Origin of the sequence: Brachybacterium sp. Z12 (assembly GCF_014400405.1) — a bacterium.
Classification (GTDB): domain Bacteria; phylum Actinomycetota; class Actinomycetes; order Actinomycetales; family Dermabacteraceae; genus Brachybacterium.
Window position 1 is genome coordinate 946,548 of the sequence record NZ_CP060496.1, and the last position, 15,294, is coordinate 961,841.

At 71.2% G+C, this 15,294-nt stretch carries 15 protein-coding genes, 1 tRNA gene and 2 pseudogenes; 11 read left to right on the plus strand and 7 right to left on the minus strand.

All coding sequences use genetic code 11. The features are described 5' to 3' along the window. Nucleotides 1-29: 29 nt before the first annotated feature. Nucleotides 30-242, minus strand: a complete 213-nt coding sequence (locus H3H54_RS05090) for a hypothetical protein (protein WP_262425777.1) — start codon at nt 240-242, stop codon at nt 30-32. Next, the gene (locus tag H3H54_RS05095) at nt 211-861 is read right to left on the minus strand and encodes a hypothetical protein (RefSeq protein ID WP_262425778.1); all 651 of its coding nucleotides are present in this window, start codon (nt 859-861) and stop codon (nt 211-213) included. The genes H3H54_RS05090 and H3H54_RS05095 overlap by 32 nt, the downstream gene beginning before the upstream one ends. A 58-nt stretch (nt 862-919) precedes the next feature. On the opposite strand from H3H54_RS05095, the gene H3H54_RS05100 reads away from it, so the two are divergent. Next, nucleotides 920-996 (plus strand) — tRNA-Leu (locus tag H3H54_RS05100). A gap of 35 nt (nt 997-1,031) precedes the next feature. Here H3H54_RS05100 and H3H54_RS05105 read toward each other — a convergent pair. After that, nucleotides 1,032-1,292 carry a hypothetical protein gene (locus tag H3H54_RS05105; protein ID WP_262425779.1) on the minus strand — a complete coding sequence of 87 codons (261 nt, stop codon included), beginning with the start codon at nt 1,290-1,292 and terminating at the stop codon, nt 1,032-1,034. A gap of 451 nt (nt 1,293-1,743) precedes the next feature. Here H3H54_RS05105 and H3H54_RS18690 point away from each other — a divergent pair, with 451 nt between their 5' ends. The 3 genes from H3H54_RS18690 to H3H54_RS05115 all read left to right on the plus strand — a co-directional run bounded on the left by H3H54_RS18690 (nt 1,744) and on the right by H3H54_RS05115 (nt 3,946). Continuing rightward, a complete protein-coding gene (locus H3H54_RS18690; protein ID WP_316249142.1) occupies nt 1,744-2,157 on the plus strand; it encodes a hypothetical protein in 414 nt (137 codons plus the stop codon). Next, nucleotides 2,109-2,369: an alanine racemase gene (locus tag H3H54_RS18695; protein ID WP_316249143.1), complete on the plus strand. Its 261-nt coding sequence runs from the start codon at nt 2,109-2,111 to the stop codon at nt 2,367-2,369. Before H3H54_RS18690 ends, H3H54_RS18695 begins: the two co-directional genes overlap by 49 nt. A 272-nt stretch (nt 2,370-2,641) precedes the next feature. Beyond that, nucleotides 2,642-3,946: an MFS transporter gene (locus tag H3H54_RS05115; RefSeq protein ID WP_262425780.1), complete on the plus strand. Its 1,305-nt coding sequence runs from the start codon at nt 2,642-2,644 to the stop codon at nt 3,944-3,946. A gap of 17 nt (nt 3,947-3,963) precedes the next feature. Here H3H54_RS05115 and H3H54_RS05120 read toward each other — a convergent pair whose 3' ends face one another. Continuing rightward, a complete protein-coding gene (locus tag H3H54_RS05120) occupies nt 3,964-5,073 on the minus strand; it encodes an ROK family transcriptional regulator (RefSeq protein WP_262425781.1) in 1,110 nt (369 codons plus the stop codon). A gap of 177 nt (nt 5,074-5,250) precedes the next feature. On the opposite strand from H3H54_RS05120, the gene H3H54_RS05125 reads away from it, so the two are divergent. The 4 genes and pseudogenes from H3H54_RS05125 to cls all read left to right on the plus strand — a co-directional run bounded on the left by H3H54_RS05125 (nt 5,251) and on the right by cls (nt 10,517). Continuing rightward, on the plus strand, nt 5,251-6,639 hold the full coding sequence (locus tag H3H54_RS05125; protein WP_262425782.1) for an MFS transporter: 1,389 nt from the start codon (nt 5,251-5,253) through the stop codon (nt 6,637-6,639). Between the two features lie 138 nt (nt 6,640-6,777). Continuing rightward, nucleotides 6,778-7,917: a PLP-dependent aspartate aminotransferase family protein gene (locus tag H3H54_RS05130; RefSeq protein ID WP_262425783.1), complete on the plus strand. Its 1,140-nt coding sequence runs from the start codon at nt 6,778-6,780 to the stop codon at nt 7,915-7,917. 274 nt (nt 7,918-8,191) lie between these two features. Next, nucleotides 8,192-8,926, plus strand: coding sequence for a Bax inhibitor-1/YccA family protein (locus H3H54_RS05135; RefSeq protein WP_262425784.1), 735 nt, complete (start codon nt 8,192-8,194; stop codon nt 8,924-8,926). 105 nt (nt 8,927-9,031) lie between these two features. Beyond that, a pseudogene (gene cls, locus H3H54_RS05140) lies at nt 9,032-10,517 on the plus strand (cardiolipin synthase). 43 nt (nt 10,518-10,560) lie between these two features. On the opposite strand, the gene H3H54_RS05145 reads toward cls, so the two are convergent. Beyond that, a complete protein-coding gene (locus tag H3H54_RS05145) occupies nt 10,561-10,914 on the minus strand; it encodes a hypothetical protein (RefSeq protein WP_262425785.1) in 354 nt (117 codons plus the stop codon). Nucleotides 10,915-11,064: 150 nt separating this feature from the next. On the opposite strand from H3H54_RS05145, the gene H3H54_RS05150 reads away from it, so the two are divergent. Beyond that, a complete protein-coding gene (locus H3H54_RS05150; protein ID WP_262425786.1) occupies nt 11,065-11,238 on the plus strand; it encodes a hypothetical protein in 174 nt (57 codons plus the stop codon). A 165-nt stretch (nt 11,239-11,403) separates the two neighbouring features. Here the strand turns inward: H3H54_RS05150 and H3H54_RS05155 are convergent, their stop codons facing one another. Next, the gene (locus tag H3H54_RS05155; RefSeq protein ID WP_262425787.1) at nt 11,404-12,327 is read right to left on the minus strand and encodes a hypothetical protein; all 924 of its coding nucleotides are present in this window, start codon (nt 12,325-12,327) and stop codon (nt 11,404-11,406) included. Nucleotides 12,328-12,537: 210 nt separating this feature from the next. Here H3H54_RS05155 and H3H54_RS05160 point away from each other — a divergent pair. Further along, nucleotides 12,538-13,412 (plus strand): annotated as a pseudogene (locus tag H3H54_RS05160) (hydroxymethylpyrimidine/phosphomethylpyrimidine kinase). A gap of 27 nt (nt 13,413-13,439) precedes the next feature. On the opposite strand, the gene H3H54_RS05165 reads toward H3H54_RS05160, so the two are convergent. After that, nucleotides 13,440-14,648 carry a glycoside hydrolase family 3 N-terminal domain-containing protein gene (locus H3H54_RS05165; protein WP_262425788.1) on the minus strand — a complete coding sequence of 403 codons (1,209 nt, stop codon included), beginning with the start codon at nt 14,646-14,648 and terminating at the stop codon, nt 13,440-13,442. A 77-nt stretch (nt 14,649-14,725) separates the two neighbouring features. On the opposite strand from H3H54_RS05165, the gene H3H54_RS05170 reads away from it, so the two are divergent. Then, nucleotides 14,726-15,292 carry a hypothetical protein gene (locus tag H3H54_RS05170; protein ID WP_262425789.1) on the plus strand — a complete coding sequence of 189 codons (567 nt, stop codon included), beginning with the start codon at nt 14,726-14,728 and terminating at the stop codon, nt 15,290-15,292. Nucleotides 15,293-15,294 lie beyond the last annotated feature (2 nt).

The following is a 15,294-nucleotide window of genomic DNA, read 5'->3' on the forward strand; positions in this document are numbered from 1 at the left end:
CCAGGCGGACTGCAGGACCGTCGCGTAGGTCAGCAGCGGGGTGCCGGCTCGTTCGGCGAGGCGTCGCAGATCCCGCTGGGGAAGACCTCCTCGGCGCAGCACCCCGGCGGATCCTCGTCGAAACCGCGCACGGTCCCCAGCAGCCGCAGCGCCTCGAAGGCACGCTCGACGGCTTGGGCGGCGCGGGACCCGGGGATCCGCTCGGCGAGCTCAGGGCCGTCGGGCGAGGGTCGCAGGGCCACGTGGGTGCGGCGCACCCTGCCGTCCCGCAGGGCGAGCTGGACGGTCCGGGGATGGCCAGCGACTCGCCGTCGGCCACCACGATCCCCGCGGCGAGCAGGTCCGAGGCGAGCCGGCCGCTCCCGGCGACCGCGCTGGGCCCCCAGGCGAGCGCCTCGAGAACCTCCGGGAGGGTGGCTCGGGCCCGCTCCACCCGCTGGCGCGCCTCCTGCTCGGACGGATCCTCGGGGAGGGCGCGGCGAGCCCGGCCGACGTGCGCAGCCCGTCCCGCAGCGGACGGATCAGATGCAGCTCATCCTCTCCCCACACCAGGGCGAGGGTGATCAGCCGTTCGAGACCGGCGGCGATCGTCGCCGGAGCGGAGGAGACGGCGGCGGCCAGCTGTGCGGGGGAGGCGCCGTCCTCGAGCACCGCGAGGGCCTCGACCAGATGCAGCTCCGGCAGGGTCAGAGCCTCCAACGCGCGACGGGCGGAGGTGGACCCCGCGGCACGCGCCGCGAGCGGGCCGATCCCGCGCGGAAGGGGCGAGGTGAGATCCGGTCGGGCGACGAGCAGGGCCTCGAGGCGGTCGTCGCCGAACCGTCGCAGGGAGTCCGCGAGGGACCGGATCACAGCGGTCATGGTGCGATCCAGCATAGGGTGACCCGCTGTGAGGATGCGGGGGCACAGGCCCCGTCTCGCCCCTATAGCCCAATCGGCAGAGGCGGCCGACTTAAAATCGGCACAGTGCGGGTTCGAGTCCCGCTGGGGGTACCACCGGGCCCGGCGCGTTCAACGGGCGAACACTGCGGTCAGCGGGCGAAGTGTCTGAGCAGTCGGCGCTGACGGTGTGAGAACAGCGCCCCCACCACCACTTGCAGCACGGGCCGTGGCAACGGCAGACGGGGCTCCAGCGCGAGGGTGTCGGTGACCCGGGTGCGATCCGGCGCGACGGCCTCGAGATCACGGCGATGTTCCCAGGACCGGGCCAATCTCATCGAGGAATACTCGTGGAAGCGGCGCGGGGCATCGACCTCGACCAGGAACAGATCGTCGTATTCGACGGGCAGCACACCCCGAGGCGCAGCCACGCTCGGCCCAGGGGGCGGCCCACGAGATCCGCGGTGATCACCGCCGCCTCGAGCTCCCGGGGCATCGTCATGCTCAGCCAGGGCCGCAGCTCGTCGTCGATGCCTGCGGGGGTGGCGATACGTGCCCAGACTTCCTCCCGCGGCGCCGGTACGAGCACCGTGCGTCGCACCTCGACCCGGCAGCGCGGGGACGGGCTGGTGGTGCTCACGAGTGGGTTCATCGCGGCGGGCTCTCCTCGGTGCGCGGCTGAGGCTGACGCTATCGGTGCCGCGGCTCGGCCACAATGGAGGGCATGACCACCCGTGCTGACGACTCGACCCAGTCTTCCGAGGTGGCCGAGCAGGCTGAACTGCTGGCCCCCGCCTCGATGACGTCCTCGCGCGCCTCGATGCCGCCGCCGAGCGGGCGGGCCACGACGGCCGCGAGATCACCGTGCTGCTGGCCACGAAGACCCGTACCCCGCCCGAGATCGCGGCGGCGGTGGAACTGCTGAGGGAGCGGGGACGCCGTGTCGCCGTGGGCGAGAACCGGGCCCAGGAGATCTCCAAGCACGCCGATCCGCTGCTCGCGGAGAACGGGGTGCCGCGCCACTTCATCGGCCGGCTCCAGACCAACAAGGCTCGCGACGTGGTCGCCTTCGCCGAGATGATCCACAGCGTGGACCGTGAGGGCATCGCCGATGCACTCGAGCGCCGTGCCGAGACCGCCGGCCTGAGCAGGGACGTGCTGGTGCAGGTCAACACGTCCGGTGAGGAGTCCAAGGGCGGCTTCTCCCCACGGTCGAGGCGATCGCGCCGATGGTGGAGCGCCTGCGGGCCAGCACCGTGCTGCGGCCCGTCGGCCTGATGACCATCGGGGCGAACTCGAGCGACGATGCCGCGGTCCGCGCCTCGCTGCAGCTGCTGCGCCGGCTGCGGGACGAGGTGCGCGATCAGCTCGGGGCGGAGGAGCTGACCGAGCTGTCGATGGGCATGAGCGGCGACCTCGAGATCGCTGTCGAGGAGGGGGCGACGATCGTCCGGGTCGGTTCGGCGGTCTTCGGCCCCCGCCCCGCCTGACCCAGGGGACCGCAGGGGACGGCGGCGGGGCGCTCGCGGGCACGGCCCGCATGCCCGCTGTGACCTGATCCACCCTGCCGCGGGGGTGAGCATCCCTGGTGTCGACGGGCCGGCGCGCATAGCGTGGTCTCCGAGGTGCCGAGCGCGGATGCAGAGCCGTGGCGGCACCTTCGTCGTGCCCGCTCCGCGGCGACGGCGCCCACGGTTCGTGCCCCGGTCCCACGGTTCGCGCCGTTGTCGCGTCGGCCGGAATCCTGCGCCGGGAGGTGCCTGTGAACGTTCCGACCACCAGCACGCCTCCGGGTACGGGCCGGGCGCCGCTTTCTCGCGGGCACCGCACCCTGGCCCTGTTCGCCCTCGCCCTGGGCGGCTTCGGGATCGGCTCCTCCGAGTTCGTCACGATGGGCCTGCTGCCCGAGATCGCGGACGGCCTGCTGCCGCAGATGATGGCGGAGCGGCCCGATCAGGGTCTCGCTCGCGCGGGCTGGACGATCAGCGCCTACGCGCTTGGCGTGGTGATCGGCGCGCCGCTGCTGTCCCTGCTCGCCGTCCGCCTCAGCCGCACCACCCTGATCGTCGTGTTCGCGCTGCTGCTGACGGTCAGCACCCTCGCCTCCGGCCTGATGCCCAGCTTCGAGCTGACGATGGCGGCCCGTTTCGCGGCCGGGCTCCCTCACGGCGCCTACCTGGGCGTGGCAGCTCTGCTGGCCAGCTCCCTGATGGGCCCTGGGTCCCAGGGCAAGGGGGCGGCCCTGGCCATGTCCGGCCTCACGGTCGCGAACCTCGTCGGGGTGCCGCTGCTGACGGCGCTCGGGCAGAGCGTGGGCTGGCGCTCCGCCTTTCTGGTGATCGCCGGGGTCTTCGGACTGACCGCACTCCTGGTGGCGCTCACGATCCCGTCCCAGCCTGCGCCGCGCGGGAGACGGCTCCGAGACGAGCTGAGGGCCTTCCGCCGTCTCCAGTTGTGGACGGTGATGGCCATCGCCGCCGTCGGCTTCGCGGGATCGTTCGCCGTGTTCAGCTACATCGCCGACATCGGCCGGCAGGTCGCGGGCGTCTCAGCGGGATACATCCCGGTGCTGCTGGCGGTGGCCGGGCTCGGCATGACTCTCGGCAACGCGATCGGCGGGATCACCACCGATCGATCGCTCAACGGCACCCTGCTGATCGCGTTCCCCGCATATATCGCGGCGATGCTGACCATGGTGCTGGTGGTCAGCAGCCCGGTGGGCCTGACCCTCTCCTTCTTCCTCGCCAACTTCGCCCACGCCACCCTCTCCCCGGCGATGCAGACCTGGCTGATGCGGATCGCGGGTCGTTCCGAGATGCTCGGCGCCTCCCTGCACCACGCCGCCTTCAACGTCGCCAACGCGCTGGGGGCACTGCTGGGCGGAGCGGTGATCTCCGCCGGCTACGGGCTGGAGGCACCGACGGTGATCGGCACCGCGGTGGCGATCGTCGGCTTCGCGATGCTGCTCGCGACCCTCGCGCTGCTGCGGCTGCGGGCGGCGCGGCGGCTCGGTGAGCTGGCGCGGGCCGGCATCGAGCATCTGCCGCGGTCCTCCGCCACCCGCTGACCGCACGGCGGGATCGTTCAGAGGGCAGCTGGACCGACGAGCGCCGACGGCAGGCCGTACTCGTGTTCCAGCACTTCGCAGGCGGCGCCTGCCGCGATGAGGTCGACCCCGCGAGTGGACAGCAGCACCTCGACGTGCCCGTGCGCGCCGGCGTGCAGGCCCCGGTCCAGCGCCGCCCGGATTGCGTCCATGGTCACCTGGTGGTGCGCATAGATCGAGCGGCCGCCCAGCACCACCCGGTCGACGTCCACCAGCCGCACCAGGTTCAGGACGACGGTCGCGAGGACCTCGGCGGCCAGTTCCTGATCGTCGTCCTCCAGGGCAGCGAGGTACTCGGCCTGGGCACAGCCGCGGCGCCCGCAGGGGCAGGGCCGCCCGCCCATGCGCACCACTGTGTGGCCCGCTTCGCCGGCGCGTGAATGGGCGCCACGCACGATCGTGCCGTCGAGGCGCATCGCGGCGCCGAGCCCCTCCTCGGCCAGCACCAGCACGGCGTTGTCGAGCAGTCCGGGCTGTGACCAGCTCTCTCCCACCAGCGCGGCCCGGGAATCGTGGTCCACGAGCACCGGCATGTCGAGCTCCGTGAGCAGCAGATCTCGGATCGAGGCTCCGCGCCACGCGTCGGTGGGGGAGGAGGAGTCCAGAGGAACGCCCGCGACGGGGTCGACCGGCCCTGGCATCCCGACCCCGACACCCAGCAGCTCGCCGGCGCCGTGGCGAGCCAGGTCCCGTGCCGCGGAGGCGAGGACGGAGATCAGCTCCGGCACCGGCTGCCCGCGATCGATCTCGACCTCGCGGCGCTCGAGGATCTGCCCGGTGAGGTCCGCCACCACGCCGTGCAGGCGGGTCCGGGTCAGATGCACCCCGATCGCCCGCCGGGACTCGGGGACGATCCCGTACAGGGTGGTGGGCTTCCCGGGCCCGAAGGAGACGGAGCCGAGCTCCGCCATCAGTCCGCGTTCGCTCAGCCGGGAGAGGATCTTCGAGATCGCCTGCGGCGTGACCTGCAGCGCCTCCGCGAGCCCGGTGCGCGCGACCGGCTCGCCACGGCGCGCGACAGCGAGGACGGCGGCGTCATGGGCACCCGCCACACGGTCGAGAGGTCCGCTCGGCTTCACGGCGCACATCCTTGCATGGTGGCGCGAGAGTGAGGCGGTCGGAGGTCGCGGAGGGGCCCGTGCCGATGTGAGGTGGATCCATCCGGTTCCCGCCCCCTTGACGTAACGCAACAGCGTTGGCTTAGTCTTTTCCTCCGGTCGATGACGCCCTTCCTGCACCTGCTTCCCGACAGTCGAGGAACCCTCATGACCCTCAGCACCGATCCCCGGCCGGCCCTCGCGCCAGACCCCACGAGCGCCCGCGCCCCGCACCACATCTCCGCGCGGCGCCGCACCCTCGCCCTCCTCGCCATCGCACTGGGCGGGGTGGGCATCGGCGCCTCCGAGTTCGCGACCATGGGCCTGCTGCCCGGCATGGCCCAGGGGCTGCTGCCGGCGCAGATGTCCTCCGACCCCGAGGCGGGCATCGCCCGTGCGGGCCTGCTCATCACCGCCTACGCGCTCGGCGTGGTCGTCGGCGCCCCTGTGCTCGCCCTGCTCTCCGTGCGCTGGAGCCGCACCTCGATGATCGTCGCCCTGGCCGTGGCGCTCGCGGCCGGCACCGTGCTCTCCGCGGCGATGCCGAGCTTCGAGCTCACGGTGCTCGCCCGCTTCGTGGCCGGGATCCCGCACGGCGCCTACTTCGGGGTCGCCTCGCTGCTGGCCGCCTCCCTGATGGGGCCGGGCAGCCAGGGCAAGGGTGTGGCCGTCGCGCTGTCGGGCCTGACCGTCGCGAACCTCATCGGCGTGCCGCTGATGACGGCTCTCGGCCAGGTCGCCGGCTGGCGGATCGTCTACCTGGTCATCGCCGCGATCTTCGTGCTGACCGTGCTCGCCCTGCGCTGGACGCTCCCGCCGCAGCCGCCGATCGCGGGCCGGCGGGCGGTCGATGAGGTGGTCGCCCTGCGACGCCTGCAGCTGTGGATCATCATGGGCATCGCCGCAGTGGGCTTCGCGGGCGGGTTCGCCGTGTTCAGCTACGTCGCCGACATCACCACCCAGGTCTCCGGCGCGCCCGCCGCTGTGGTGCCGTGGGTGCTCGCCGCGGCCGGCCTGGGCATGACCCTCGGCAACATCCTCGGCGGGATCACCACCGACCGTTCGCTGCGCGGCACCCTGCTGATCGGATTCCCGATCTACGTCGCCGCCCTGGTGGGCCTGTTCTTCGCCGCACCGGGGTCCCTGACCGGGCTGCTGATCGGCTTCTTCGCCGTCAACGCCGCGAGCTCCGCGCTGGGCCCGGCGCTGCAGACCTGGCTGATCCGGGTGGCGCACCGCTCGGAGGTGCTCGGCGCCTCGCTCAACCACGCCGCCTTCAACGTCGCCAATGCGCTCGGTGCCGCCCTCGGCGGTGCCGTGATCGCCGGGGGCCTCGGGTACCGGGCGCCGATGGTGGTCGCGATCCTGCTGGCGAGCACCGGCTTCGTCCTCGTCGTCGCCACCCTGCTGGCGCTGCGCCTGCGGTCCCGTCACACCCTCGCGGTGCTGCGCGAGCACGAGTCGACCTACACCGGGTCCCTCCCGGCGGTGGGCGACGCGAGCGACGAGGCGGCCCTCACGCGCACCGACGCGATCCCGGTCCCCGTCGGCGGCTGAGCCGACGCTCGCGAGGCGAGCCAGCTCTGTTGCCGCGCGCCCGGCCGTCACATTCGGCCATCCGGCGCGCGGCGCCGCGGGGGCGGAGTCCTACAGTGGCAGCGGCAGGAGCCGCCGACCCGAGGAGCCAGAGCCACCGTGCAGATCCAGACCACCGCCATTCATGCCCTGCGAGGCTTCGAGCACCACGCCGTGATCCCGCCGGTGCACCTGGCCTCCACCTTCGCGCTCGATCCCGCCACCGACAGCGGCGCCTTCGCCTATCAGCGAGGCTCCAATCCCACCCGCGCACAGCTCGAGACGGTCCTGGCCGCACTCGAGGGCTCCGAGCATGCCTTCGCCTTCGCCTCCGGGATGGCGGCCACCGCCGCCGCCCTGTCGACCCTCGGCGTGGGTGACGAGATCCTGCTGCCGGCGAGCGTCTACGGCGGCACCTACCGCTTCGTGGGCCAGGTGCTGCCCGGGCGGGGCGTCACCGGCCGCTACGTCGATCACCTCGACGACCTCACCGATGAGGACTTCACCCCCGCGACCCGGGCCGTCTTCGTCGAGACCCCCGCCAACCCCACGCTGCGCATCACCGACCTGCGACGCGTCATCGCGCTCGCGCACCGGCACGGCGCGCTGGTGATCGTCGACAACACCTTCATGACCCCGGTGCTGCAGAAGCCGCTCGACCTCGGGGCCGACGTGGTCGTGCAGTCCGCGACCAAATACCTCGCTGGCCACTCGGACCTGCTGGCGGGCACCATCGCCACCAACGATGAGCAGCTCGCGCAGGCGTACCGCCTCGCCCAGCAGGCACAGGGAGGAGTGCTCTCCCCGCAGGACTCCTTCCGCCTGATCCAGTCCCTGAAGACACTGCCGCTGAGGCTCGAGCGACAGCAGGCCAACGCCGACGCGATCGTGTCCCACCTGCGCGGGCACGAGGACATCGCGGCCGTGTGGTCCCCGGGCTCCCACAGCGAGCACGAGGCGCGCCTCCACGCCTCCCAGGCGAGCGGGAGGGGCGCCGTGCTCTCCTTCGAGCTCGCCGAGGGGCTGGACCGCGTCACCTTCCTGCAGGCGCTGCGCTACCCCGTCTACGCGGTGAGCCTCGGCGGGGTCGAGTCGCTGATCTGCCGGCCCGCCACGATGACGCATGAGGCGATGACCCCGCAGGCGCGGGCCGCGGCGGGGATCTCCGACGAGCTGCTGCGGCTCAGCGTCGGCATCGAGGACCTCGGCGATCTGCTGGCAGATCTCGACCAGGCGCTCGCCGCCTCGCGCATTCGCTGAAAGCGGAGCTGGCTTCCAGCTCCGTCCCGGGTTCCGCCCGGTAAGATGATCGAGTCGGTCCGATGGGCGCACCATAGTGCCCGTCGTCGACCCCAACGATCCACGTGAGGAGCCCCATGGCACGCCAGAACATCGTGTTCGGCCGCGACCAGGCAGTCCACAGCGGTGCGAACTACAACGCCCCCGCTTCGGACAGTCGGCGCAGGCCGCGCCCGCCCAGAACACCCAGTGGTCCGCGGGCTTCGACCAACAGGGCACGGACCAGCTCCAGTCGATGTACGACAGCCCGTCCGCGACCGGTCACGACACCGGCCGGATGACGATGAAGGACGCGCTGAACGCGATCACCGCGACCCTCGGCATCATCATGGTCGTGGGCTTCGTGGTGGCGATGATGCCCTTCACCCTCGCCCTCGTGGCAGGCCCTGCCGGCGCCCAGGCCGGCCTCGCGCTCGCCGGTGCCGCGACCCTGATCGGCGTCATCGGCGGCCTGGTCGCCGCGCTGATCAACATCTTCAAGAAGCAGCCCTCGCCGGTCGCCGTGATCGCCTACGCCATCTTCGAGGGCCTGTTCCTCGGTGGCATCAGCGGCACCATGGAGTACTTCTACCCCGGCATCGCGCTGCAGGCCGTGGTGGGGACCCTCGCGGTCGCCGGCACCGTGCTGGTCCTGTTCCGGGTGGGCGTGCTGCGCACATCGCCCCGCCTGAACAAGATCTTCATGGTCGCCATGATCGCGTACATGCTCTTCGGGCTCGTCAACATCGGCACGATGCTGCTGATGGGCCAGAGCCTGCGCGACGGCATGCTGGGCCTGGCCATCGGCGGCATCGCCGTGGTGATGGCCTCCTACTCGCTGGTGATGGACTTCGAGGCCGTTCAGCACGCCTCCGAGGCAGGGGTGCCGCGCAAGTACGCCTGGCGCCTCGCCTTCGGCGTCGCCGTGACCATGGTGTGGCTCTACGTCGAGGTCCTGCGGATCCTGATGATCCTGCGCGGCAACGACTGATCAGCAGCTCCTCACGGCGCGCGGCGCGGCTCGTGGCCGTATCCTGAACGGCGGGTCCCTCCGGGGCCCGCCGTTCTGCTGTGCTTTCCCGCGAGAGGACCGTCGATGAGCGCCGTGTGGCAGTGGGCGATGGACCATGGGGTCCTCGTCGTCACGTACCTCTACTGGACCCTGGACGTCGTGCTGCGCCTGGTGAGCCTGATCGTGGTGCCCCGCAATCGCCGCCCGGGCTCGGCGATCGCCTGGCTGCTGGCGATCATGGTGTTCCCCCTGGTGGGCTTCCCGCTCTACCTCCTGCTGGGCAAGTCGCAGCTGCCGCGCCGCCGCCGCGAGAAGCAGCGGATCGTCAACCGCCTGATGCGGGTGCGCGCCCAGAACATCCCCGACAGCGAGCTCGACGAGGACGTGCCCAGCTGGCTGCAGGCTGCGGTGCGGCTGAACCGCGAGCTCGGCGCTTTTCCGCTCACCGGCCGGAACTCGGCAGATCTCGAGATCGACTACGACACCTCGCTCGCACGGATGGCGGCCGACGTGCGCTCCGCGCGCGAGAGCGTGCACGTGCTCTTCTACATCATGGGGCTGGACGAGGCCACCGAGGACTTCTTCGAGGCCCTCGCAGAGCGCGCCGAGGCGGGCGTCCCCGTCCGGGTGCTCTACGACCACTGGGGCGCCCTCAGCCACGGCTCGCAGTATCGGGCGATGCGCCGCAAGCTGGACGCCCACGGCATCGAGCACTTCCCGATGAACCCGATCCAGCCGTTCCGCGACGGCGCCTTCCAGCGGCCCGACCTCCGCAACCACCGCAAGATGGTGATCATCGACGGCGAGATCGGCTGGATGGGCAGCCAGAACATGATCGCCGCCCACTACGACAAGCGCTCCAACATCCGCCGTGGGCTCCACTGGCAGGAGACGATGGCGCGGTTCCGAGGCCCGATCGTCGGAGCTGAACCTGCTGTTCGCCACCGACTGGTACTACGAGTCCGAGCAGATGCTGCCGCAGGAGACGGTGGTGCGACCCTCACCGGACACCTCGGGCAGCTACGAGTGCCAGCTGGTGCCCAGCGGCCCGGGCTTCGTCGCGGAGAACAACCTGGCGCTGTTCAACCAGCTGTTCTACTCCGCCACGCAGCGCATCGTCGCCGTCTCGCCGTACTTCGTGCCCGACGAGTCGATGCTCGCGGCCCTCATCACCGCCGCGCGGCGCGGGGTCGAGGTCGAGCTCTTCGTCTCCGAGATCGGCGACCAGTTCCTCGTCTTCCACGCCCAGCGCTCCTACTACTCGGCGCTGCTGGAGGCAGGGGTGACGATCTGGCTCTACCGCGCCCCGACCATCCTGCACGCCAAGCACGTGACCATCGACGACTCGGTCACCGTGATCGGCTCCTCGAACATGGACATCCGCTCGTTCCTGCTGCAGATGGAGTGCTCCCTGATGATCGGGGGCACAGATTTCATGGAGAAGATGCGCGAGGTGGAGGGGACTTATCGTGCGCGCAGCCGGCAGCTCAGCCTCGAGGAATGGCAGCAGCGCCCGCGAACGGCGCAGGTGATCGACAACCTCTGCCGGCTCGCCTCCTCCGTGGTCTGAGGGCAACCGGCGCCGGGCTCAGGACCGTCGCGACGCCCCCGGCTCAGGAGATCCCGGTGAGCGACTCGTAGGCTGCGTCGGCCGCCTCCTCGTGCGCCTCGACCCCGACCGCGGTCTCGGTGACGAAGACGCTCGGCCCCTGGTCTGTCTCGAGCACCACCACGACCAGCTCGGTGGCGGAGGTCAGTTCCATCGGCGAGTGGGAGAAGTTCACGATGCCGGTGGTGCGGTAGCCGGGCATCCCGGCGATGGTCACCGGCTCGGTGACCTGGTCATCGAGTGAACGGCCCTTGGTGTCGCCCCAGATGTTCGCGGAGTAGAAGCAGTTGGTGATCGTCTTCGAGGCGGCCTCCGCACCGGGGTACTCGAAGCCGGGCTGCCATTCGATGGCACCCACGAACACGGTCGAGTACCAGCCCTCCTCGACCTCCCCTGCGCTCCCTGCACGTCGTTGGAGTAGCTGGTGCCGATCGGTTGGGAGCGCATGTCGTAGATGCTCGGCGGGATGAACTGCAGGCCGCCGCCGCGCAGCTTGCCGGAGGGGTTCGTGGAGCTGCGCTCGAACTTCTCCGGGCTCCAGCAGCGCTCCTCCTCGACGTCGGTGGGGGTCGCGGAGTCCGTGTCCGTCGGGGAGGCGCTGTCGGTCTCCACGGGTGATGTGCTCGCGGTGGAGGATGTTGCGGAGTCGCCCCTGGAACCTGTGGGGCGCAGCACCAGGTAACCCACCGTGGCTCCCACGATCAGCAGGAACACCACGGCGAAGGCGATCCCCCGAACAGCAGGGCGGTGCCCCTGCCACCGTTCCCGCCGGGCTGGGGCTGGGGGAGGTGTACTGCGGTCCGGTGTGCACGGCGGCTCCTTCAGCGGGGAGGGACTCGTCCCGTCATCACTCGATGACGTCGAGGCTCGCGATGATGTCCTCGAGGTTCTGGGCGTGGTCAGGGTTGTCGGCGGCGACGTCGCTGGCCAGGCCGCTGGGCCCGTTCGGGGTCTCGACGACGATCGAGGTGACGACGGAGGCGCTCGAGGTCTCGAGCATGTCGGGGTCCTCGAAGTGGTACGTGGCCTGGACGATCCAGGCGGCAGTCCCGTCGACGCTCATGGCTTCCGAGCGATAATCGGTGACCTCGGGGTTCTCGCCGAAGTGGGAGAGGACCCCCGAGGTGGTCGCGTAGCACTGGAAGATCGCGACTGCGGAGGTCTCGAGCCCCGGATAACCACCCTCCTCCTCCGAGAAGTGGACCCGGCCGAGGTTGACCACGCTGTACCAGCTGTCCTCGACCAGGCGGGAATCCGCGCCGACGTCGGTGAGGTAGGGCAGCGAATGGGCGACCCAGCCGTCACCCCACCCGTCGGGGTTGGTGTACTCCAGGCCGCCGCCGCGCACCTTGCCCTGCGCCGAGGCCTGCGGAGCGGGCGTGCTCTGCGGCACGGTGCATTCGGTGGTGGGCGCCTGGGTGAAGATCGGCGGAGGCGGGGCGATGTCGGGATCCTCCGGGTCCGGCACGTACTCCGACTGCCCCTGGCCGGTGCGCTGACCGGTCTGATAGGCGGTGGGCCCCGTGTCGTCGAGGACGGAGCGGAAGACGGTCTGCGAGAGGACCAGCGCGATCACCGCGAGGATCACCACGGACGCGCCGATCACGGCCAGCAGCGTGGTGCGATTGCGATGCAATGCCCGATCGCTCGGCTGGCCGAGAGTCACCGGGCCCTGCGCGGTGTCGAAATCGGGGAGTCCGTCCGAGGAGCGGGACGAGAAATCGGGCAGGTCGGATCCCGACCGCGGCCCGTCGCCCGGTTCCTGAACCATCGCCACCTCCCCAGCACCGTGTTCCCGTTCCCCGCGGGAGCCTCCGGTGCTCCCACCCCGGGTGATTCTCGCACGCGCAACGTCGCGTGCCTGGGTACAGGATAGAGATGCCAGGCGTGATTGGTACTCTCCGCTCACGGAACCGGCTCGAAGTCTGCGCCGGCCGCCCGCGCCCCACCGGAGCCGGGATCCCCGAGAGATGGAGACCGCATGCGCCCGCCCCTCGTCCTGACCATCGCCGCCTCGGAGACCGACGGAGCCGCGGGCCTCCAGGCGGACCTCAAGACGTTCACGGCGCTGGGCGTCTACGGGGCGAGCGCCGTCAGCATGGTCACCGTCGTCAGCGCCGCGGGCGTGGAGAGCACGCATCCGCTGCCGGGGACCTCGTGCGGCGCCAGATCGATGCGGTCGCGGGCGATCTCCGGCTCGACGCCACCAAGATCGGGGCCCTGGGCAGCGCGGCGGCGGTATCCGCGGTCGCGGGAGCGGTCCGCGCGCACCGCAAGCGGCTGGGGCCGATCGTGCTGGACCCGGTGATGGTCAGCGCGGATGGCTCGCCGCTGATGACCGCTGAAGGCGCGGCAGCGCTCGGCGCGGAGCTGCTGCCGCTGGTCGACGTGCTCACTCCGAACATGGCCGAGGCGGCGCAGCTGCTGGGCCGCCCGCTCGCGACATCGATCGACGAGATCCGTGAGCAGGCGCTCGCACTGCAGGCGAAGGGGCCTCGCTCGGTGCTGATCACCGGCGGCCGGCTCGAGGGCGAGGACGTCGTGGACGTGCTGGTCCATGAGGGCGGCACCGACCTGCTGCGGGCTCGGCGGGTGCCGGACCGGCGGGTGCGCGGCGCCGGTACGACCCTGTCAGCCGCGATCGCGGCCCAGCTCGCCCGCATCGCGGAGTTCGACCGCGCCGGGGAGCTGGGCGAGATCGGGGAGGCCGGCACTGACGACGACATGGTCACGATCGTCGCCTCGGCCCGTGAGTTCGTCGCGAGCGCGACCGAGAACGCCCAGGAATGGCGGATCTCGCAGCACGAAGGCGGTTTCGGCCCGGTGAATCACCTGATCACGCTCGACAAGGACTGAGCGTCAGACCCCTGCCAAGGTGTCGCCCTAGGCGTCAAGCAGCCCCAGCTGCTCCTTGAGTGCGAGCATCCGCCCGGCGGATTCCCGCACCCGTTGCTCCTGCTCGCTGTTCTGCGCGGCCCATTCCTCGATCGCATCGACCAGTTCCCCGGTGAGCGAGGGATCGGCGGTCAGCACCACGTCCCCTCCCGCCTCGAGCAGGCGTGTCGCACGCTCGGGGACCGGCACGTCCGCGACGGCCTTCGCAGCGCCGATGTCATCGGTGACCACGAGACCGTCGAATCCGAGGCTGCCGCGCAGCAGGTCTTCGATGGCCGCGGAGGAGAACATCGCAGGGACATCCGGCTCGAGCTGCGGATAGATCGCCGAGGACATCATCACCAGCGGTGCCCCCGCCTCGATCCCGGCGCGGAAGGATCCGAGGAACGGATCCTCCGGGCCGGTGATCTCATCCTCGATGCCCTGGGCGGAGAAGTCGGTGTTCTGCTCGACCCTCCCCAGTCCCGGGAAGTGCTTCAGGGTCGCGCCGATGCCCTGCTCGGCGAGCGCCCGGGTCGCTGCGGCGACGCACTCGCCCACCGCTGCGGGCTCGGTCCCGAAACCGCGGTCGAGCGTCCCGACCGGTTCGTTGGCATTGCCCAGCTCGGGATCGACCACGTCCGCGACCGGCGAGAGGGCGACGTGGATGCCGCGCGCGGCGAGATCCTCGCCGATGCTCGTGTACGCCCCGCCGACGGCCTCGGGCCCCTGCGCGCCGAGCTCCTCGGCCGACGGGGTGTTCCGGGCGGCGTCCCCGCGCAGCATCCTCACCTGCCCGCCTTCCTGGTCGACCGCGACCAGCGCGGGAAGGTCGGAGCGGGAGAGGTCACGGGCCGCGGCGACCGTGCGCTCGACCTCCTCGGCGCTCTCCCAGACCTGGAGCAGGAAGATCCCGCCGGCGTGGTGCTCGGTGAGGACCGGCTCCGGGATCTCGGAGCCGGCGGGGATCCCCACCAGCACCAGCTGCCCGGCGAGCTCGCGGGGCGACAGGGTCTCCAGCAGCAGCTCTGCAGCGGTGGGAGGCTCGGTGGTGGGAGCCGGTGTCGTGCTGGGCTGCTGCGATGGCGGACCCTCGGCGCCGCCTCCGTCGCTGGAGCCGTCGTGCCCGTCGGTTCCCGGGTCCGGGGCGGGTCCCTCGGCAGTGCAGGCGGCGAGGGCCGCCGCGGGGGCGAGGGCCAAGAGATGACGACGACGCATGGCGTCAGTGTTCCATGAGGGGCATCGATGCCAGCGGGACGTGAGCGGAGCCACCTGTGCCCCCGTAAGGTGGCCCCATGAGCACCGAGACCCCGCCGCAGGAGCATCCCCATGCCCCGCGGATCGAGTCCGGCACCGGGACGTCGCTGGCGGCCTGGGTGCACCGGATCGACGACGCCGGAGGCCGCGAACTCGACCACACCGCGATTGCCCGCCTGCTGCCGCAGCGGTGGGAGATCAGCGAGTGGTGGGCGCAGGGCGTGACCATCGCCTACGAGCAGCTCATCGGCCGTCGTGTGGTGGGCCAGAGCTGCGCGGGCGATTTCGCCGCGTCCGCCTCCCGCACCCTTCCCGGCGATCCCGATGCCGTGCGCTCGCAGTGGGATGCCTTCATGTCGGCTGCGCGTCGCGAGGAGCTCGGGCTCGAGCAACCCAGCCTCAGCGATACCCCGAAGTGGCGCTACTGGCGCGCTGCCGTGAGCGACGGAAGCCGGCTCTCCGTGAACATCACCGCCAAGGACGAGGAGCGCAGCACCCTCGGCATCGAGCACAAGGGCCTCGAGACCGCCGATGCCCGGGAGGTCTGGAAGACCGCCTGGAAGACCACACTCACCGACTTCACCACGTTCACCGATGTCAACTGACG